This window comes from Parafrankia irregularis (assembly GCF_001536285.1).
Taxonomy (GTDB): Bacteria; Actinomycetota; Actinomycetes; order Frankiales; family Frankiaceae; genus Parafrankia; species Parafrankia irregularis.
In genome coordinates, this window is the sequence record NZ_FAOZ01000007.1 from 186663 (window position 1) to 206553 (window position 19891).

The 19891-nt window shown below is 71.0% G+C and carries 16 protein-coding genes; 9 read left to right on the forward strand and 7 right to left on the reverse strand.

Annotated features, from left to right (window positions below):
• Positions 1-62 precede the first annotated feature (62 nt).
• The 6 genes from AWX74_RS13775 to AWX74_RS13800 form a co-directional block, all read right to left on the reverse strand.
• Positions 63-1253, reverse strand: coding sequence for a cytochrome P450 (locus AWX74_RS13775; RefSeq protein WP_091276213.1), 1191 nt, complete (start codon positions 1251-1253; stop codon positions 63-65).
• 156 nt (positions 1254-1409) lie between these two features.
• A complete protein-coding gene (locus AWX74_RS13780) occupies positions 1410-3041 on the reverse strand; it encodes a thiolase C-terminal domain-containing protein (protein WP_091276217.1) in 1632 nt (543 codons plus the stop codon).
• Between the two features lie 127 nt (positions 3042-3168).
• Positions 3169-3972 carry a PaaI family thioesterase gene (locus AWX74_RS13785; protein ID WP_091276849.1) on the reverse strand — a complete coding sequence of 268 codons (804 nt, stop codon included), beginning with the start codon at positions 3970-3972 and terminating at the stop codon, positions 3169-3171.
• Between the two features lie 150 nt (positions 3973-4122).
• Positions 4123-4950 carry an SDR family oxidoreductase gene (locus tag AWX74_RS13790; protein WP_091276221.1) on the reverse strand — a complete coding sequence of 276 codons (828 nt, stop codon included), beginning with the start codon at positions 4948-4950 and terminating at the stop codon, positions 4123-4125.
• A 33-nt stretch (positions 4951-4983) separates the two neighbouring features.
• Positions 4984-6201 carry a CaiB/BaiF CoA transferase family protein gene (locus tag AWX74_RS13795; RefSeq protein WP_091276225.1) on the reverse strand — a complete coding sequence of 406 codons (1218 nt, stop codon included), beginning with the start codon at positions 6199-6201 and terminating at the stop codon, positions 4984-4986.
• Positions 6202-6530: 329 nt separating this feature from the next.
• Positions 6531-7295, reverse strand: a complete 765-nt coding sequence (locus AWX74_RS13800) for an SDR family NAD(P)-dependent oxidoreductase (protein ID WP_091276232.1) — start codon at positions 7293-7295, stop codon at positions 6531-6533.
• A 565-nt stretch (positions 7296-7860) separates the two neighbouring features.
• Here AWX74_RS13800 and AWX74_RS13805 point away from each other — a divergent pair.
• Together AWX74_RS13805 and AWX74_RS13810 are read left to right on the forward strand one after the other, a co-directional pair.
• Positions 7861-8898 (forward strand): NAD(P)H-dependent amine dehydrogenase family protein, encoded by a 1038-nt coding sequence (locus AWX74_RS13805; protein WP_091276236.1) that lies wholly within the window; start codon positions 7861-7863, stop codon positions 8896-8898.
• A gap of 177 nt (positions 8899-9075) precedes the next feature.
• A complete protein-coding gene (locus AWX74_RS13810) occupies positions 9076-10281 on the forward strand; it encodes a CaiB/BaiF CoA transferase family protein (RefSeq protein ID WP_091276239.1) in 1206 nt (401 codons plus the stop codon).
• A 157-nt stretch (positions 10282-10438) separates the two neighbouring features.
• On the opposite strand, the gene AWX74_RS13815 is transcribed toward AWX74_RS13810, so the two are convergent.
• Positions 10439-11182, reverse strand: coding sequence for an enoyl-CoA hydratase/isomerase family protein (locus AWX74_RS13815; RefSeq protein ID WP_091276241.1), 744 nt, complete (start codon positions 11180-11182; stop codon positions 10439-10441).
• A 189-nt stretch (positions 11183-11371) separates the two neighbouring features.
• Between AWX74_RS13815 and AWX74_RS13820 the strand changes: the two genes are divergently transcribed.
• The 7 genes from AWX74_RS13820 to AWX74_RS13850 all read left to right on the forward strand — a co-directional run bounded on the left by AWX74_RS13820 (position 11372) and on the right by AWX74_RS13850 (position 19864).
• Positions 11372-12952 carry an AMP-binding protein gene (locus AWX74_RS13820; RefSeq protein WP_091276853.1) on the forward strand — a complete coding sequence of 527 codons (1581 nt, stop codon included), beginning with the start codon at positions 11372-11374 and terminating at the stop codon, positions 12950-12952.
• Positions 12953-12981: 29 nt separating this feature from the next.
• A complete protein-coding gene (locus tag AWX74_RS13825) occupies positions 12982-14160 on the forward strand; it encodes an amidohydrolase family protein (protein WP_091276242.1) in 1179 nt (392 codons plus the stop codon).
• Positions 14157-15590: a FadD3 family acyl-CoA ligase gene (locus tag AWX74_RS13830; RefSeq protein ID WP_091276245.1), complete on the forward strand. Its 1434-nt coding sequence runs from the start codon at positions 14157-14159 to the stop codon at positions 15588-15590. The genes AWX74_RS13825 and AWX74_RS13830 overlap by 4 nt, the downstream gene beginning before the upstream one ends.
• 98 nt (positions 15591-15688) lie before the next feature.
• A complete protein-coding gene (locus tag AWX74_RS13835) occupies positions 15689-17266 on the forward strand; it encodes a methylmalonyl-CoA mutase family protein (RefSeq protein ID WP_006540681.1) in 1578 nt (525 codons plus the stop codon).
• Positions 17266-17667, forward strand: coding sequence for a cobalamin B12-binding domain-containing protein (locus tag AWX74_RS13840; RefSeq protein ID WP_054570222.1), 402 nt, complete (start codon positions 17266-17268; stop codon positions 17665-17667). Before AWX74_RS13835 ends, AWX74_RS13840 begins: the two co-directional genes overlap by 1 nt.
• A gap of 155 nt (positions 17668-17822) precedes the next feature.
• On the forward strand, positions 17823-18779 hold the full coding sequence (locus tag AWX74_RS13845; protein ID WP_091276248.1) for an LLM class F420-dependent oxidoreductase: 957 nt from the start codon (positions 17823-17825) through the stop codon (positions 18777-18779).
• The gene (locus AWX74_RS13850; protein ID WP_091276251.1) at positions 18776-19864 is read left to right on the forward strand and encodes a CaiB/BaiF CoA transferase family protein; all 1089 of its coding nucleotides are present in this window, start codon (positions 18776-18778) and stop codon (positions 19862-19864) included. Before AWX74_RS13845 ends, AWX74_RS13850 begins: the two co-directional genes overlap by 4 nt.
• Positions 19865-19891 lie beyond the last annotated feature (27 nt).

Below are 19891 nucleotides of genomic sequence, written 5' to 3' on the forward strand. Positions count from 1 at the left end.
GACGATCGGCCGGCTTCGTGGGATGTCGAAGCCGGCCGGGTCCGCGGGCCCGGGGGGAGAGGTCAGCCGAGGACGAAGTGGAGCTGCTCGTAGCCCCGGACGGTGCTGGTGTGTGAGCGCACCGACTTCTCGCGGTCGACGTTCCACTCCGGAAAGCGCTTGAGCGTCTCCTCCAGGCCGATCCGCCCTTCGAGACGGGCCAGCGAGGCGCCCAGGCAGTAGTGCGTCCCGAGGCCGAAGGAGACATGGCTGTCGAACTTGCGGTGGATGTCGAACTTGTCGGCGTCGGGGTACTTGCGCTCGTCGCGCCCGGCCGAGCCGGTGATCAGCAGGACCCTGGACTTCGCCGGCATCTGCACGCCGTGCAGCTCGACGTCCTCGGTGAGCATCCGGGCCTGGACGGGGGACGGCGACTCGTAGCGCAGCAGCTCCTCGATCGCGCCGCCGAGCAGCGACGAGTCGGCCGCGAGCTCGGCCCGCTGGTCCGGGTGCTCGGCCAGGACGGAGCCGGCCCAGCCGAGCAGCCGGGCGACGGTCTCGGTGCCCGCGCTGACGAGCAGGTTCGTGAAGTCGGCGCACTCCTGGTTGGTCAGCCGCCGGGTGCCGTTCTCGTTGACGATCTCCGCCTGGACCAGGCTGGTCATCATGTCGTCGCGCGGGTTCTTGCGGCGCTCGTCGAGCATGTTGGTCAGGTACTCGTGGATCTTGATCTGGGCGGCGAACGAGATGTCGTTGACCATGCCCTGACCTTCCTCCTGGTGGAAGGTCTGGTCGATCAGCTTGCGGATGTCCTCGCGGTCGGCGGGGTCGACACCGAGCAGCTCGGAGATGACCTTGGACGGCAGCTGGGCCGCGAAGTCCTGCACGTAGTCGAAGCCGTCGCCGCCGATCTGCGGGTCGAGCATCTCGGCGCACAGCTGCCGGATGGACGTCTCCAGAGCGGAGATCCGCCGCGGCGTGAAGGCCCGGGAGACCAGCGCGCGCAGCTCGGTGTGCTTCGGCGGGTCAATGAAGATCATGTGGCCGGTGCCCAGCGGCTCCGAGCCCATGATCTCCAGGACCGTGCCGTAGGCGGAGCTGTAGAGCAGCGGCTCCCGGCTGGCGGCCTCGACGTCGGCGTGCCGCGACAACGCGAAGAAATCCAGATCGTCGTTTCGGTAGACCGGTGCCTCATCGCGAAGGCGACGCCACACGTCGTAGGGCGCCAGATGAAGCACTTTGTCGTAGGGACTCCAGCTGATTTCCTCGCTCATGACACCACTATGACACAGAATGGGCGGCGCTGATTGGGTGGGCCGACGGGGTGATCCGGCTGCGGCAAGGCGCGACAAGATGCGGCAACGAGCCGGCAATCCTCACGCATTCCATGCCGCCGGCCGGCATTCGAAGCACCACTCTCGGGCTGGTTTTCAGGAACCGTCACGCTGCAGCAGCAACACACCGGACGGTGTGCCGCCACCGGAGGTGACCACCGCCGTCCGGGCATTCGCCACCTGGCGCTCACCGGCTTCATGGCGCAGCTGGGTGACCGCCTCGTAGAAGAAGCCGTAGCCGTGGGTGCGGCCCTCGGAAAGCTGGCCGCCGTGCGGGTTGAGCGGGAGCTCGCCGTCGATCGCGATCCGCCGGCCCTTGTCGAGCCAGTCCTGCGCCTCACCGAAGCCGCAGAAGCCGAGGCCCTCGATCCAGGAGATCGCGTTGAAGGTGAAGCCGTCGTAGACCAGCGCCAGGTCGACGTCCGACGGGCGCAGGTCGGTCCTCGTCCACAGGTGGGCGGCCTGGCCGAGCACCTGCGGCTCGTGGGTGATGACACCCTGCTCCCAGGAGACCCGCTCGAGGATCTGCGTGCCGACGGCCTCGACCCGGATCGCCGGCTTCGGCAGGTCCCCGGCGACGGAGGCGTCGGAGACGACGACGGCGATGGACGCGTCGCATGGCACGTCACAGTCGTAGAGGCCGAACGGGGTCGTGACCATCCGCGCCGACATGTAGTCGTCGAGGGTCAGCGGGTCGCGGTAGATCGCGTTCGGGTTGAGCGCCGCGCCGGCCCGGCCGTTGAGGGCGATCGCGGCGAGCATCTCCCGGTCGGCGCCGTAGCGGTGGAAGTACTGGTTGGCGTTCATGGCGATCCAGTTCGCCGCGGACATCGCCCCGAACGGGGCGCGCCACAGGGTGGTCGCGTTCGAGTGCCGGCCGCCCCCGCCGCCCATGCCCAGGCCCAGGGTCCGGTAGGTCGACTCCCACACCGTCCGGAAGCACAGCACATGCCGGCACAGGCCCGAGGCGACCGCCAGCATCGCGGCGATGACGGAACCTCCCGGGCCGGGCAGGTCGCCGCCGCCGTTCGTCCAGGTCGGGTGCAGCCGCAGCGCCTCCTCGACGGCGGTCACCCCGCCTTCGCTCATGCCCATGCCGGTCGCGCCGGGGTAGGTGGAAAGGCCGTCGATGTCGTCGAGGGTCAGGCCCGCGTCGGCGACCGCCTTCAGGCAGGCGTCGATCGTCAGCTCGAGCGGGTCGACCATCAGCCGGCGCCCGATCCGCGACCGGCCGATGCCGGAGAGCACCGCGCGGTGCTCGAAGCGGTGGTCGCTCAGCGGCGCGCGGGGGGCGGGCAGGTCGGGCTCGCCGACCCGGTCGGTCGGGTCCGTGCCGCCGGTCGGCTCGAACATCGCCAGCCAGACGTCCTCGTGCTGCTCGAAGCGGACGGCGACCTCCTGCCCGATGTGCACGTCCGCCGGCTCGCACCCGGTGATGTTCGTGGTCAGCCGGACGCTCGCGTCCTCCACCAGCGCCACGTTCGCGACCACGTAGGGCGGCATGATCGCGGGCGTCCACGGCTGCACGTTCACGGTGAACCCGACGACCGTCGCCCGCCCGGAGACCTCGGTGGGGGTGTGGGCGCGGCTGCGGCACCGTGGGCAGATGGGGACGGGGGGGTGCACGAGCTGGCCGCAGTCGTCGCAGCCCTGGATACGTAGCTTCCCGTCGGCCCCCGACTTCCAGAACCACTCGGTGGCGGGGGTGATCTCGGGAAGCGGGCGCATCGGGAGCTCCTAGGTCGGTGTCGCTGGCTTGGCGGTCCGGGTGGGTCGAGCGATCCGGGCGGGTCGGGCGGTCCGGTGGCCAGGGCGGCTCTCGGGTGGCCAGCGCGGCTCGGGTGGCCCGGGTGGGTCAGCCGGGCGGCTGTGCCGGAAACGTCCGGGTGGTGGCGTACACGGACAGCCTGTCGCCGTCGCCGGCGTCGCGCACCTCCACCCGTCCCAGGCCTGCCTGCGCGGTGGCGGTGGCCACGGCGGGCCCGATGCGGACCGGCCGCAGATAGCGCAGCGCCAGCAGGGAGAGTGTGGCACCGGGGGAGAGGGAGAGCGCGGCCTCCTCGACGGCCAGCGCGATGAGCCCGCCGTTGACCGTCTGGGCCGCGTTGAGCGCGTCCTCGGAGCGGGGCAGCCGCGCGACCCCGGGACGGGGGACCTCGCACCGGGCCCGGCGGGCGAAGGGAACGCTCAGCCGCTGGTGGGGCAGGGCCACCGGCAGGTCCATCGCGTCGGTGAGCTCCGGCGGCATGAGCACGGACGGGTCCGGCGCCGCCATGAACGACGCCACGCCGACGGCGAGGCTGCGCCCGTCCGACCCGGTCAGGTCGACGTCGATGACCGCCACCGAGCGGCCCTTCTTCACCAGCCGGCCGACCGCGCTGATCCGTTCGAGCTCCCGCAGTGGCTCGTGGACGTGGATGTCGAGATCGAGCGTGACCGGCACCCGCGGCGCCAGGAACTCCAGCACCAGGTAACCCGCGACGACATCGGTCCAGGTCGCCAGAATCGACGCCCGGACACTGGACGTTCCGGGCACGAACATTTCCGGGACGACCGCCGCGGACCCGTGAATCTCGTCTCCGACCCGGCTTGTTTCGAATCCCAGCTCGCGCAGAATGTGGCCGTCCTGGCGCCGGCCGTCACTGCTTGTCGTCGTCATCCGATCCGTTTCGAGGAGGACATGTTTCGAGGAGAGCACGTACTGAGGCAGACGTTGGGCCTTTTCCATCGCACGGTCCACGGTCAGGTATGTCACGAGTCCGTGTCGACGATGGAAAAGGCTCAGTACTGACCGGCTACGGCCAAACTACTAGAAGCGGCCGGAGAGGAACTTCACGATCGGCGTCGCGGCCGGGTAGACCTCGGTGAGACCGGCGGAGAAGTAGCCGGCGTCGGTCACCAGCGTGATGCCGTTGATCGCGGAGGCACCGGAGCTGACCAGGAACAGCAGCGGGTAGGCCTGCTCCAGCGAGGTCGCGGCCTCGATGCCGACCTCGGCCCGGTAGTCGGCGCCGAAGCCCAGCCACATCTCCTTGTTCTCCTGGGCCAGCGGGGTGTCGGTCGGGCCCGGGCAGATCGCGTTGATGCGGATGCCCTTCTTGAGCAGGGGCATCGCCTGGGTGGCGACGTACGCGCAGACCGCCTGCTTGGTGTTCATGTAGTCGGCCTTGTTGTTCTCGACGGCCCACTTGGTGGCCTCGTCGAAGTCGGTGATGGCGATGAACTCCTTCAGCGACTCGAGGTTGGCCTCCCAGCCCAGGCCCGCGGCCGAGGAGATGAAGCCGATCGCGGAGCCGGCGCCCAGCTGCCCGGAGGCGATCACCTTGTCGATCAGGTAGCGGTGACCGATGAAGTTGATCCGCTCGATGCCCGGGGTGCCGTCGGCGACACCGGCGGCCGAGACCAGCGCGTGGATCGGGCCGTCGATCTGCGCCAGGGCGGCGTCGATGGAGGCGGCCTCGGCGAGGTTGACCTGGATGGCCTGCACGCCCTCCAGCTTCACGGGGGCGTAGTCGAGGACCACGACCTCCGCGCCGGCGGACAGCGCCAGCTCGGCGGTGGCGGCGCCCATGCCCGTCGCGCCACCGACGACCACGACCCGCTTGCCGTCGAACCGGAAGGCGTCAAACAACGTCATGTCTTGTTCTCCTGCTCTTCGTTGAGGTGAGTGCTACGCGACGACGCCGCGGATCTTGAGGTCCAGCACCGCTTCGGTGTCCAGGCCCAGTTCGGCGAGGATCTCGTCGCCGTGCTCGTTGAACAGCGGCGCCCGCTTCGGCGCGGCCGGCTTGTCGTCGTACTGCACCGGCACGGTCGTGAGCTGGAAGGGGACCCCGGCCGCGGTCGTGCATTCCTGGACGTAGCCGTTGGCGACCGTCTGGACGTCCACGGCGGCCTCGAGGGTGTCCTGGACGATGGTCCACTGGCCGACGAAGTTCTCCAGCCGCACCCGCCACTCGGCCAGCGGCCGTGCCGCGAACGTCTCGGTCAGGATCGCGATCGCCTCGGCGCTGTTCGTCATCAGGCTCGCGTGGTCGGCGAAACGGGGATCGGTGGCGAGCTCCGGGCGCTCGATGACGTCGCACATGGGCGCCCAGTACCGGCCGGCCTGCAGGCAGGTCAGGGCGACCCAGCGCCCGTCCGAGGTGCGGTAGTTGCCGGTGAGCGGGTTCATCCGCTGCTGGTCGGCCGGCGGCGGGGTCCACGGGACGCCGAGCAGCAGCGACAGCGCCATGGCCTGCCCCATCGACCACATCGCCGTGCCGAGCAGGGAGACGTCCACGGTCGAGGCCTCACCGGTGCGCTCCCGGTGGAACAGCGCGCCCATGATGCCGCCGGCGATCGTCATCGCGCCGATGGAGTCACCGAAGCCGGGTGCCGGCGGGACGGGCACGTGGCCGTACTCGGGCTGCATGATGCCGGTCGCGACGCCGGAGCGGGCCCAGAACGCCAGCGAGTCGTACGAGCCGCGGTCGGCCTCCGGGCCGTGCTCGCCCTGGCCGGTGCCCCGCACGTAGATGATCTTCGGGTTGTGGACGCGGATCTCGTCCACGTCGATGTGCAGCTTGGTGCGCACGCTCGGCAGCTTGTTGGTGAGGAAGACGTCCGCCGTCGCGGCGATGCGGTACAGGATGTCGCGGCCCGCCTCGGAGGTGAGGTCGAGGCCGAGGCTGCGCTTGCCGCGGTTGGAGTGCTCGAGCAGGACGTGGACGTCCTTGGGGACGACCGCGATGCCCGAGGAGGCCAGGGCCCGCATGGCGTCGCCGCGCTCGACGTGCTCGATCTTGATGACGTCGGCACCGAGGTCGGCGAGCAGGGCCGAGGCCGCGGGAACGAATGTGTGCTCGGCGACCTCGAGAATCCGGACGCCCTGCATCACCGAGGTCACGACCGTCCTCCTGCGTATGGGAAGGCCGGGGGTCCGGCCACCTGGGAAAAATTTAACATCGACGTCGATACCAGCGTCGCGTGTCGCAGTCCAGCGTCTCCGGTGGCTGCGGGCGTGGCGGCGGGCAGACTCGGTTCTTGATCGTGAAAAGGAGCATCCGGCCAGGTCCGCCGACCGGGGATCGGTACCGGGAGGCCGGCCGGCAGCATCGGCGCAGCGCCGGCTGACGCCCTGGCCCCGGTGCCGCTCACCCGAATCGAACCTGACCGCCACATCTGTGATGACACTCTCATGTCACAGCCGCAGAGGCCAGCCACGCCCGGGGGAGGTCAGCGGGGCGCCATCCGCAGCCCTCCGTCGAGCCGGATCACCTCACCGTTGAGGTAGCCGTTCTCCAGCAGGTCGGCGGCGAGGCGGCCGAAGTCGGCCGGCGTGCCCAGGCGCTTCGGGTGCGGAACGCCGGCGGCCAGACCGTCGCGGATGTCGTCGCGCAGCCGGCCGAGCATCGGGGTCTCGAACACGCCCGGCGCGATCGTGTTCACCCGGATCGCCCAGCTGGCGAGATCCCGGGCGGCGACGATGGTCAGGCCGCGCACCCCGGCCTTCGCGCTCGCGTAGGCGGTCTGGCCGATCTGGCCCTCGAAGGCGGCGACCGACGCGGTCAGCACGATCGCGCCGCGGTCGCCGTCGAGGAGCTCGGCGTTGCGGGCCATCCGCGCCGCGGCCAGACGCACCACGTTGTACGTGCCCACCAGGTTGATCCTGATGATCTCGGCGTAGCTGTCGAGCGCGCCGGGGTTGCCCGCCCGGTCCAGCACCCGCAGCCGGTCACCACCGCGCCCGGCGCAGTGCACAACCCCGCGCAGCGGGCCGTCGGCCGCGGCGGCGTCGAGCGCCGCGTCGAACTGGTCGGGGTCGGTGATGTCCGCGGCCACGAAGCGCGCGCCGAGCTCGGCGGCGACGTCCAGGCCGGGCGAGGTCGCCAGGTCGACGATCGTGACGGCCGCGCCACGGTCCAGCAGCACCCGCGCGGTGCCGAGGCCCAGGCCGGACGCCCCGCCGGTGACCAGGGCCGACGTTCCGTTGAGCAGCATGCGTTCCTCCAGGAGGGAGCCTGTCGTGCGGGAGGGGAGCCTGTCGTAAGAATGGCGCCCATCAAGATCGGTAGTCGGCGGACAAGGATCGGTAGCCGGCGGGGATCCCGCACCGCCGCATGGCGGCACCAAATCCCCTCAAGAGGGGTAAAAGGGGCGGCTGAGCACCCGGCAACCCGCAAGAAGGAAGGATTCTGGTCGTAGGAACGACGAAAACGCTTCACGCTTGCGACTCGCCCAACCGGCTGCCGGGCCACCGGGCTGCCGAGTCACCGCGGAAGGCTCAATATTGACGGCCGCGTCAAGATCCGCCTAGGCTGTGGCGCGCAGCACATCGGTCCTGTGAATCCGGTGGATTTCCGCCCGCCACTGGCAGGCCCGTCGCACTCGGCGGGCGAGCCCTGCGCGGGTCGCCGCTGGTCGCCCGTGGTCGCCGCCGGTCTGTGTGTGACCGTCCGCGCGAGCTGATCGCTGACGAGCTGATCGCTCACTTGGTGATCCACACGGTTGATCCACACAGATGTTCCGAACGCGATGATCCGATCCCGACGAGGGGAAGACACACGTGGGGCAGTTGCGCGTCGTTCAGTGGGCCACCGGGAACATCGGCACCTACGCGCTGCGCGAGGTGATCGCGCATCCGGAGCTGGAGCTTGCCGGCGTCTTCGTCCACGGCGCCGAGAAGGTCGGCCGCGATGCCGGGGACCTGTGCGGCGTGGGTGCGACCGGCGTCGTCGCGACGGGTGACGTCGAGCAGATCCTGGCGCTGGGCGCGGACTGCGTCCTGTACATGCCGCGGTACTTCGACGCCGGCGAGGTGTGCCGCATCCTCGCCTCGGGCGCGAACATCGTGACGACCCGCGGGGAGTTCCACCGGCCGGCCGGCATGGATCCCGAGGTCCGCCGGCAGGTGGAGGCGGCCTGTGAGCAGGGCGGCACGTCGGTGCACAGCACCGGCAGCAGCCCGGGCTTCATCACCGAGGCCGTGCCGCTGGTGCTGTCGTCGATCCAGCGCCGCCTGGACCGGCTCGCCATCCAGGAGTTCGCGGACCTGTCCCGGCGGGACTCCCCGGGCCTGCTGTTCGACGTCATGGGCTTCGGGCGGCCACCGGCGGCGGTGGACGAGGCGCGGCTGACCCACGGCCGGATCAGCTTCGGGCCCTCGCTGCTGCTGATCGCCGAGACCCTCGGGATCAGGATCGACACACTGGAGGCGTCCGGTGAGGTCGCCACCTCGCCGCGCCCGGTGCACATCGCCGCGGGGACCCTGGAGCCAGGGACGGTGGCGGCCCAGCGGCTGACGGTCGCCGGGATCCGCGACGGCCGCGAGGTCCTGAGCTTCCGGGCGAACTGGTACTGCACCCGTGACCTCGAACCGGCCTGGGACCTGCGTGACACCGGTTGGCACATCGACCTCGAGGGCGACGCCCCGCTCGACATCGCGCTGCGGTTCCCGTTCCCGCTGGAGCAGATGGCGGCGATCTCACCGGCCTACACCGCCAACCGGGCGGTCAACGCGGTGCCGATCGTGTGCGCTGCGACGCCCGGGATCCGCACCTCGGTGGACCTGCCGCAGATCGTCGCGAGCAGCCTCGCGTCCTAGGTTCTCCGCAGGTCGGCGGTTGATTTCCACTTCGCGAGAATGTAACTTTCGGACCTCGTGAGGCTGTGAGCCCGTGAGACCGTGAGCTCGGGAGTTCACGGGCTCCGGAGTTCACGGGCTCGGGAGCTCACGGGCCCGTGAGCTCGTGGACAGCAGCGCGATCGCGAAGGGTGCCGCATGAAGCCGCTCGACGGAGTCAGGGTTCTCGAAGTGGCGATGTACGGCTTCGTGCCGTCCGCGGGCGGTGTGCTCGCGGACTGGGGCGCCGAGGTCATCAAGATCGAGCACGCGGTGACCGGCGACCCGCAGCGGGGCCTGAAGCAGACCGGCAACCTGAAGGTCGGCGACGGGCCGAACCCGAACATCTGGCACGCCAACCGCGGCAAGCGCAGCCTCGGCCTCGACATGTCCCGGCCCGAGGGCAAGGAGATCCTCGACGAACTGGTCCGCCGCGCGGACGTCTTCCTCACCAGCTTCCTGCCCCGCTCGCGCCAGAAGCTCGGCATCGACGTCGAGGACATCCGGAAGCTGAACCCGCAGGTCATCTACGCCCGGGGCAGCGCCCTGGGGCCGCGCGGCCCGGAGTCGGACAAGGGCGGCTTCGACATGACGGCCTTCTGGTCGCGGGCCTCGTCGGCGGCCAGCATCACCCCGAGCGGCCACGAGGGCATCACCCCGCCGCCCGGGCCCGCCTACGGCGACACGATCTCGGGCACGAACCTCGCCGGGGGCATCGCCGCGGCGCTGTTCCGGCGCGAGCGCACCGGCGAGCCGTCGGTCGTGGACGTCTCCCTGCTGGGCAGTGGGCTGTGGGCGATGGGCCAGACGATCTCCCTGTCCATGCTGCTGGACGAGCCGCTGCAGGCCCCGGCGGCAGGCGCGCACGGCTCGCCGAGCAACCCGCTCTCCGGGCTCTACCGCACCTCGGACGGCCGCTTCCTCTCGCTGGTCATGCTCCAGCCGGGCCGGTACTGGCCGGACGTCGTCCGCCACATCGACCGCCCGGAGCTCGCCGACGACCCGCGGTTCTCCTCCGCCGAGCAGATCGCCGCGCACACGGCGGAGGCGGTCGAGATCCTGCGGGAGGCGTTCGCCGCGCGCACGCTCGCGGAGTGGACGGAGCGCCTGGGCACGCTGTCCGGCCCGTGGGCGCCGGTGCAGGACTCGCTCCAGGTCAGCGGCGACCCGCAGATCCGGGCCAACGAGTACCTGCTGTCCGCCGGCGACCTGGAGCTGGTCTCCAGCCCGGTCCAGTTCGACGTGCAGGCGCCCGAGCTGGGCCCGGCGCCGGACTTCGCCGCGCAGACCGAGGAGATCCTCCTGGAGCTGGGGCTGGACTGGGAGCGGATCATCGAGCTGAAGACCGCCGGCGCGGTCACCTGAGCCGCGCCGCACGTACGCGGGCAGCGGGACCGCGCGTTGCGGGACCGCGTTGCGATCAGCGGGACCGCGTTGCGGGACCGCGCGTCACCGGCCTCGGCCGCGGCCGGGACCCGATCGGGCGCTCTTGCGGCCGGTCGGGTCCGGGCGGCCGGCACGGTCAGCGGGCGCGCTTGGCGCCGGCCCGCTCCACGGCGGCCCAGTGCTCGTCGTCCACCCACAGCCGGGCGAAGGTCCGGGCCGCGTCCTCGGCGTGTGCCTCGGTCAGCGGCGCACCGGCGGCGCGGCGCAGGACGTGCTTGATGCCGCGGGCGGGCGCGCCGGTGAGGGAGTGGGCCAGTGCCCGCCAGCCCTCGTCGAAGGTGGCCCGCGGCAGGACCTGGTCGACCAGCCCGAGGCGCTCGGCCTCGGCGGCGGTCAGGACCCGGCCGGTGCCGGCGAGCAGCAGCGCGCGGCCGGGCCCGACCAGCTCGGCCAGCCGTTCGGCGCCGCCCCATGCCGGCATGATCGCCAGCGTCGACTGGGTGAATCCGATCTTGATGTCGTCGGCGGCGACGCGGATGTCGGCGGCCACCGCGACCTCGGCGCCGCCGCCCAGGGCGTGCCCGTTGACGGCGGCGATCACCGGGGCGGGAAACGCGGCGAGCCGGTCGCAGATGGCGCGCATCCGCAGGGCCATGGCCGTCGCCTCGTCCTCGGTGCGCAGGGCGGCGAGTTCCTTGAGGTCGCCGCCGGAGACGAACGCCCGGTCGCCGGCGCCCCGGATGACCAGGGCCCCGGCGCCGTCAGCGGCGTCGAGGGCCTTCTCCAGCTCACCCATGGTGGCCAGGGAGATGGCGTTGCGCGCCTCGGGCCGGTCGATCGTGATGACGGCGAGCCCGGCGTCCAGCTCAAGATCAATCATGGACCCAACTCCAGGTTGAGAATACAATTCTAAATGTGGAGAGTAACATTCCCGCCTAAAATCCAGAGTTCCCCTGTGAGATTGCCGGCCTTCCGCCGCACACGGATGCCGGCGGCCCGCGGGGTACCTGTGGAACCTGCCCGAGTGTCCTGGGAGAGTCCGGGAATCGCACAGATCGGAGCTCACGCGATGCGCACGGTCCCCCCCGAGCTGGTCAGGCGGTACGAGTCCGAGGGCTGGTGGACGTCCGAGACGCTGGGCGACATCCTGGCCACGGGCCTGGCGGCCGCGCCGGACGCGCAGTTCCGGGTCCACTCGGCGGTGCGGCCGTGGAACGGCACGTTCCGCGAGGTCGAGCAGGTCGCGCGCCGGCTGGCGGCCGGGCTGCGCGCCCGCGGGGTCGGCCCCGGCGACGTCGTGGTGTTCCAGCTGCCGAACTGGATGGAGGCGGCGGCGACCTTCTGGGCCTCGGCGTTACTCGGCGCGGTCGTGGTGCCGGTGGTGCACTTCTACGGCCGTAAGGAGGTCGGCTACATCCTGGAACGGACGTCGCCGAAGGTCTTCGTCACCGCGCAGGGCTTCGGGCGGCTGGAGTTCCAGCCCGACCTCGTCGCCGGAGTGCCCGTCGTCGGCGTGGTGGGGCGCGGGAGCGGCGAGCCGCTGGCGTTCGACGACCTGCTCGCCGACGACCCGATGCCCGGCACCGTCGCGGCGGACCCGGGCGCCCCGGCGGTGATCGCGTTCACCTCCGGCACCACCCGCGACCCCAAGGGCGTCATCCACAGCCATCGGACGCTCGGCTTCGAGACCCGCCAGCTCGCCGGCCTCTACCCCCCGGACCGCGGCCGCCAGCTCACCGCCGCGCCGATCGGGCACTTCATCGGCATGCTGAACGCCTTCCTCATCCCGGTGCTGGAAGGACGTCCGATCAACCTGGCCGACGTCTGGGACCCGGCGCAGGCGCTGGAGCTGATGCGCACCGGCGGCCTCACCGTCGGCGGCGGCGCCACGTACTTCATGACCAGTCTGCTGGACCACCCCGACTTCACCCCCGAGCACCTGGTCGGGATGCGCTACGCCGGGCTCGGCGGGTCGTCGGTGCCGGCGGCGGTCACCACCCGGCTGGACGACCTGGGCATCACGGTGTTCCGCTCCTACGGCAGCACCGAGCATCCCTCGATCACCGGCTCCCGGTACACCGCGGGACCGGACAAGCGCCTGTTCACCGACGGGGATGTCCTACCCGGGGTGGAGATCCGGCTCGAACCGGACGGGGAGATCCTCAGCCGGGGCCCGGACCTGTGCCTGGGCTACCTCGACGACGAGCTGACCGCGCAGGTCTTCGACGCCGACGGCTGGTACCGCACCGGCGACGTAGGGGTGCTCGACGCCGACGGCTACCTGACGATCGTCGACCGCAAGGCCGACTTCATCATCCGCGGCGGGGAGAACATCAGCGCGCTGGAGGTCGAGGAGGTGCTGCTGACCATGCCCGGTGTCGCCGAGGCCGCGGTGGTCGCGGCGCCCGACGCCCGGCTCGGTGAGCACGCCGCCGCGGTGCTGCGCCTGCAGGACGGGGCCGCGCTGCCGACCCTGGACGCGGTGCGCGCGCACTTCCAGCAGGCGGGGCTGGCCCGGCAGAAGTGGCCCGAGGAGCTGGTCGAGATCGAGGACTTCCCGCGCACCCCCAGCGGTAAGATCCAAAAGGCCGTGCTGCGGGCAGTCATCGCACGTCGGGAAGACATTGCGGCACAGCGGGGAAGAGAATAGGGTTCTCCATATCAGTAAGGGAGGATCTCATGCCTACGCGAGTGTCGCCGTACCCCGTCTTCGACGCGGACAACCACCTGTACGAGACCGAGGACGCCTTCACCAAGTTCCTGCCGGAGGCATACAGGGGCGCGATCCGGTACGTCCAGGTGGACGGCCGCACGAAGATCGCGATCCGGGGCCAGATCAGCGACTACATCCCCAACCCGACCTTCGAGGTCGTCGCCCGGCCGGGCGCCCAGGAGGAGTTCTTCAAGATCGGGAACCCCGAGGGCAAGTCCTACCGTGAGATCATCGGCAAGCCGATACGGTCGATCCCGGCCTTCCGCGAGCCGAAGTCCCGCATCGAGCTGATGAACGAGCAGGGCCTCGAGCGGACGCTGATGTTCCCGACGCTGGCGAGCCTCATCGAGGAGCGCATGCGGGACGACCCGGAACTGACGCATGTCGTCATCCACGCCCTCAACGAGTGGCTGTACGAGACCTGGCAGTTCAACTACGAGAACCGCATCTTCACCACGCCGGTCATCACCCTGCCGATCGTCGAGAAGGCGATCGAGGAGCTGGAGTGGGTCGTGGCGCGCGGGGCGAAGGCCGTCCTGATCCGGCCGGCGCCGGTGCCCGGTTTCAACGGCTCACGGTCCTTCGGCCTGCCGGAGTTCGACCCGTTCTGGGAGCGGGTCGTGCACCACAACATCCTGGTCGGCCTGCACTCCTCGGACAGCGGCTACAACCGCTACACCCAGGACTGGGAGGGCAAGGTCCGCGAGTACCTGCCGTTCCAGCCGGACGCCTTCCGCATGTTCGGCCAGTGGCGCCCCATCCAGGACACGGTGGCCGCGCTGGTCTGCCACGGTGCGCTGTCCAGGTTCCCGACGCTGAAGATCGCGGTCATCGAGAACGGCGCGTCCTGGGTCGCCCCACTGCTCTCCGAGCTGAAGGACATCTACAAGAAGTACCCGCAGCAGTTCCTGGAGAACCCGATCGAGGTGGTCCGGCGCAACGTCCACGTCAGCCCCTTCTGGGAGGAGGACATGGGCAAGCTCTCCGAGCTGATCGGGGTCGAGCGGGTGCTCTTCGGCTCCGACTACCCGCACCCCGAGGGCCTCGGCGACCCGGTGAGCTATGTCGAGGTGCTCAAGGACCTCAGCGCGGAGGACCAGGCCAAGATCATGGGCGGCAACCTGGCCAGGCTGATCGACGCATGAAGTGGGAGACCATCCCGGAGATGGTGCTCAGCACCGCCGACCGCTTCGGTGACGCCGAAGCGGTCGTCGACGGGGCACTGCGCCTCACCTACACCGAGCTGGTGGGCCGGGTCCGCACCGCCGCGGGTTCCTTCGTGGCGGCGGGCGTCGGCAAGGGCGACCGGGTGGCGATCTGGGCGCCGAACTCCGCCGAGTGGATCATCGCGGCCTTCGGGCTGCTGACCGCCGGCGGGGTGCTGGTGCCCGTGAACACCCGCTACAAGGCCGAGGAGGCGAACGACATCCTCACCCGCAGCGGGGCGAGGATGGTCCTGGTCCAGGAGGGCTTCCTCGGGCAGGCGTACGCCGGTATCACCGCCGTGCCCGCCGTCGACATCAAGTCGGGCTTCCTGACCTCCGGGGCGCCGCTGGACGCACCGGTGGTCACCGATGGTGACGACATCGCCGACATCCTGTTCACGTCCGGGACGACCGGGCGGCCCAAGGGCGTCATGATGAACCACCACCAGACGCTGCGGCTGTACGCGGAGTGGTGCTACCAGGCGGATCTGCGGGAGGGCGACCGGTACCTGATCGTCAACCCGTTCTTCCACAACTTCGGCTACAAGGCCGGGCTCGTCGCCGCCCTGATCCGGGGCGCGACCATCGTGCCGATGGCCGTCCTGGAGATGGACCGGCTGCTCGAGCTGATCGAGCGGGAGCGGATCACGATGCTCCCCGGCCCGCCCACGCTGTACCACTCGCTGCTGGCGGCGCGGGGCAGCGCGGACGTCTCCTCGTTACGCTGTGCCGTCACCGGTTCGGCCGACATCCCGGTCGAGCTGATCCGGCGGATGAAGCAGGAGCTGCCCTTCCAGTCGATCATGACCGGGTACGGCCTCACCGAGGCGGGCACCGCCACCGCGTCGCGGCCGGGCGACTCCTTCGAGGACATCGCCACCACCGTCGGCAAGGCCTGCGACGGCGTGGAGATCTCCATCGCCGACGACGGCGAGGTGCTGATCCGCGGCTACACGGTGATGCAGGGCTACCTGGACGACCCCGCCGCCACCGCCGAGACGATCGACCCCGACGGCTGGCTGCACACCGGTGACCTGGGCACCCTCGACGACCGCGGGTACCTGCGGATCATCGGCCGCAAGAAGGACATGTTCATCGTCGGTGGCTTCAACGCCTACCCGGCCGAGATCGAGGGCTACCTGCTGGGGCATCCCGCGGTCGCGCAGGCCGCGGTCATCGGCGTGCCCGACGACCGCCTCGGCGAGGTCGGCAAGGCGTTCGTGGTCCGGCGCGGCCCGGTCACCGCCGACGAGCTGATCGCGTGGAGCCGGGAGAAGATGGCCGGCTTCAAGGTGCCCAGGCACGTCGAGTTCCTGGAGAGCCTGCCGCTGAACGCGTCCGGAAAAGTGATGAAGGACCAGCTGCGCTAGCACCACTCGACTGCGCTAGCACCATGTGAACAGGGCAAGCCGAGGTGTCTGGTTCCCGCCTCCAGAAAACTCCGCCTCCAGAAAGCAACGAAGCGACGATGAGCGATTCTGTCCAGACCAATTCCGGCCTGCCGGTCAGTCCGGTGTACGGCCCCGCCGACCGCGGGGCCGAGCCACCGGAGCCGGGCCGCTTCCCCTTCACCCGCGGCAACTACGCCAAGGGGTACCGGGGGCGCACGTGGACCTTCCGCCAGTACTCCGGCTTCGGCACCGCTGAGGAGTCCAACAGCCGGTACCGCTACCTGCTCGACCAGGGCGGGACGGGCCTGTCGGTGGCGCTCGACCTGCCCACCCAGTGCGGGTACGACTCCGACGACCCGGAGGTGACCGAGGAGGTCGGCCGGGTCGGCGTCGCCGTCGACACGCTCGCCGACGCCGAGGTGCTCTTCGACGGCATCCCGCTGGACAAGATCAGCACCAGCTTCACCATCAACGGCACCGCCGCGATCCTGCTGGCCTTCTACGTGGCCGCCGCGGAACGTTCCGGGGTGCCCCGGTCGAAGCTGACCGGCACGATCCAGAACGACATCCTCAAGGAGTACGCCTCCCGCGGGACGTGGATCTGGCCGCCGACGCCGTCGCTGCGCCTCATCGCCGACACCATCGAGTTCTGCGCCGCCGAGGTGCCGCGCTTCAACGCCATCTCGGTGGCCGGCGCGCATTTCCGCGACGCCGGCGCCAACGCGGTGCAGGAGATGGCCTTCACCCTCGCTGACGGAGTCACCTACTGCGACACCGTGATCGAGCGCGGGCGCCTGACGATCGAGCAGTTCGCCCCGCAGGTCTCCTTCTTCTTCTACACCCACGGCGACTTCTTCGAGGAGATCGCCAAGTACCGGGCCGGCCGCCGGCGCTGGGCGACCATCGTGCGCGAGCGGTACGGCGCGACCGCCGACAAGGCGTCGATGTTCCGCTTCGGCTGCGTCGCCGGCGGTGCCTCGCTGTACGCGCCGCAGGCGCAGAACAACATCGTGCGGGTGGCCTACGAGGCGATGGCCTCGGTGCTCGGCGGCGTCCAGTCGATGTTCACCGCCGCCTGGGACGAGCCGTTCGCGCTGCCCAGCGAGGAGTCGGCGACCCTCGCCCTGCGCACCCAGCAGATCCTCGCCCTGGAGACCGGCGTCACCCGCACCGCGGACCCGCTCGGCGGCTCCTACTTCGTCGAGGCGCTCACCGACGCCACCGAGGCCCGCATCGTCGAGATCATGGACGACCTCGAGGCGCACGGCGGCATGGTCCGCTGCATCGAGGACGGCTACCTGCAGGGCCTGATCGCCGACGAGGCCTACCAGCTGCACAAGGACATCGAGGACGGCACGGTGCCCATCGTCGGGGTGAACCGGTTCGTCGCCGACGAGCCGGCACCCGACCTGGCCACCTACGAGCTGGACGCCGACGGGCGTGAACGACAGCTGAAGCGGCTGGCGAAGGTGAAGGCCGAGCGGGACGGCGCCGCCGTGCGGGCCAGCCTCGACGCGCTCGCCCGCGCCGCCGAGGGAGACGGGAACCTGATGCACAACCTGATCGACTGCGCCAACGCCTACTGCACGGTCGGCGAGATGGTCGCCGCCCTCAAGGCGGTCTGGGGCGAGTTCCAGCAGCCGGTGGTGTTCTGATGCCGGCCCGGGTTCTCGTCGCCAAGCCCGGCCTGGACGGGCACGACCGCGGCGCGAAGATCATCGCGCGTACGCTGCGGGACGCCGGTTTCGAGGTCGTGTTCACCGGCATCCGCCAGCGCATCGAGGACATCGTCACGATCGCGCTGCAGGAGGACGTGGCGCTGGTCGGCCTGAGCATCCTCTCCGGCGCGCACATCGCGCTGACGACCCGCACCATCGAGGCGCTGCGGGCGGCCGACGCGGGCGACATCGCGGTCGTGGTCGGCGGCACCATCCCGCCGGCGGACGTCCCGAAGCTGCTGGAGGTCGGCGCCGCCGCGGTGTTCCCGACCGGCACCTCGCTCGACGAGGTGGTCACCCGGGTCCGGGAGCTGACGGCGGCGGCCACCACGCCCTGACGCCGGCCCCGCCCCCGGCATCGGCGCGCGCCGCCGCGCCGGGGGCGGCCGCGCCGCCGCGGGCCGTAACGCGGTCAGGCCGCGTGGCCGCACGGCAGCGCGCGAGCGCGACATCGACGTAACCAGATCGGACGTAACGAGAACCGGAGGGTCCAGTGCGGGTCGGCGTGATGATCGGACCGGAGCGGGGTGACTCCGCGCGCAAGGTCGGGCGGATGATCGACGACGTCCTGTGGGCCGAGGGCGCGGGGATGGACACAGCCTGGATCCCCCAGGTGCCCTCCGACTTCGACGCGCTCATCGCGGTCGCCCTGATGGGTGCCCGCACCGAGCGGATCGAGCTCGGCACGGCGGTCGTCCCGCTGCAGCCGCAGCACCCGATCGCGCTCGCGCGCCAGACCCTGTCGGCGCAGGCGGCCACCGGTGGGCGGCTCGCCCTCGGTGTCGGGCCGTCGCATCACTGGATCGTCCGCGACATGCTCGGCCTGCCCTACGACAGGCCGGCCGGGTTCACCCGCGACTACCTCGAGGTCCTCAGGGCCGCGCTGAGCGGGCCGGGGCCGGTGGACGTCGAGAACGGCACGTTCACCGTCCACAACCCGATGGAGATCGGGCCGGTCGCCCCGCTGCCGGTGTTCCTCGCCGCGCTCGGGCCGGTGATGCTGCGCATCGCCGGTGAGCAGGCCGACGGCACCGTGCTGTGGCTCGCCGACGAGCGTGCCGTCGGCGAGCACGTGGTGCCCCGGATCACCAAGGCGGCGGCCGAGGCCGGCCGCCCGGCGCCGCGGATCGTCGCCGGCATCCCGGTGTGCCTGTGCGCGCCGGGGGAGGAGGACACCGCGCGGGAGCGGGCGAACCGCATCCTCGGCGAGGCCGAGGTCTCCCCGAACTACCAGCGGCTGCTCGACCAGGGCGACGCGACCAACGTCGGGGACATCGCCGCGGTCGGCGACGAGGCGGCCATCCTGGCGGCCTTCCGGCGGTTCGCCGACGCCGGCTGCACCGACCTGTCGGTGCGGCTGCTGCCCATCGGTGACAACCGCGACGAGCTGATCGCCTCCAAGCGGCGGACCCGGGAAGTGATCGCGGCCCTCGCGGCGGAAGTCAGATGAGCTCGGAACCTCAGGCGAGCCCGGGACCTCAGGCGAGCCCGGGACCGCTCGCCGGCATCCGCATCCTGGAGGTCGGCCACATCCTCGCGGGCCCGTACGCGACGATGATGCTCGCCGATCTCGGCGCCGAGGTGACGAAGCTCGAACCGCCCGGCGGGGACCTCTCGCGGCAGGTCAGCGACGCCTACTTCGCCAGCATCAACCGCGGGAAGCGCAGCATCCGCCTCGACCTGACCGGTGCGGCGGGCCAGGCCCGCCTGCACGAGCTGGTGGCCGACGCGCATGCGCTCGTGGTCAACCTCAAGCCGTCGGCGATCCGGAACTTCGGTCTGACCTACGAGGCGCTGCGCCCGTACAACGAGAAGATCGTCTGCGTGGCGCTGACGGGCTTCGGGCTGTCCGCCGGCGACGACCCGGCGTTCGACTACGTCATCCAGGCGGCCACCGGGGTCGCCGCGCTCACCGGCGATCCGGACGGCCCGCCGACGCTGCCCGGCTACTCCTCGGCCGACAACTCCGCCGGCCTCACCGCGGCACTGGCACTGCTCGCACAGATCGTCTCCGGTCGCGGCGGGCAGCTGGAGGTCTCGCTGCGCGACGTCATGCTCTCCCAGCTCAACTACCGGGCCTCGGCCTACCTCAACGAGGGCACCGAGCCGCGGCGGATGGCGTTCGGCGCGCACTCGTACTACGTGCCGGCGCAGCTGTTCCCCACCGCCGAGGGCTACCTGGCGCTGTTCGTCACCCACGACGGCTTCTGGAAGAAGTTCTCCACCGAGGCCGGCGTGACGGGCTTCGAGACGATGGCCGAACGCGCGGCCCGGCGCGAGGAGGTGCTCGCCGTGGTCACCGCGGCGCTCGCCGCCGACACCGCGCAGGGCTGGGAGACGCGGCTGAAGCGCCTCGGTGTCCCGGCGGCGAAGGTGCGGTCGCTGCCCGAGGCGCTGGACGCGACACCGGAGATGGTCGTGCGCGCCGGTGACTTCCGGCTGGTCGGCAGCCCGATCCTCGTCCACGGCTACGAGCCCGCCTACGGGCCGCCGCCGCGCCTGGGCGAGCACGGCGGCGAGCTGGACCAGCCGTAGTCCGCCGGTCCGGCGCGGCCGGCAACG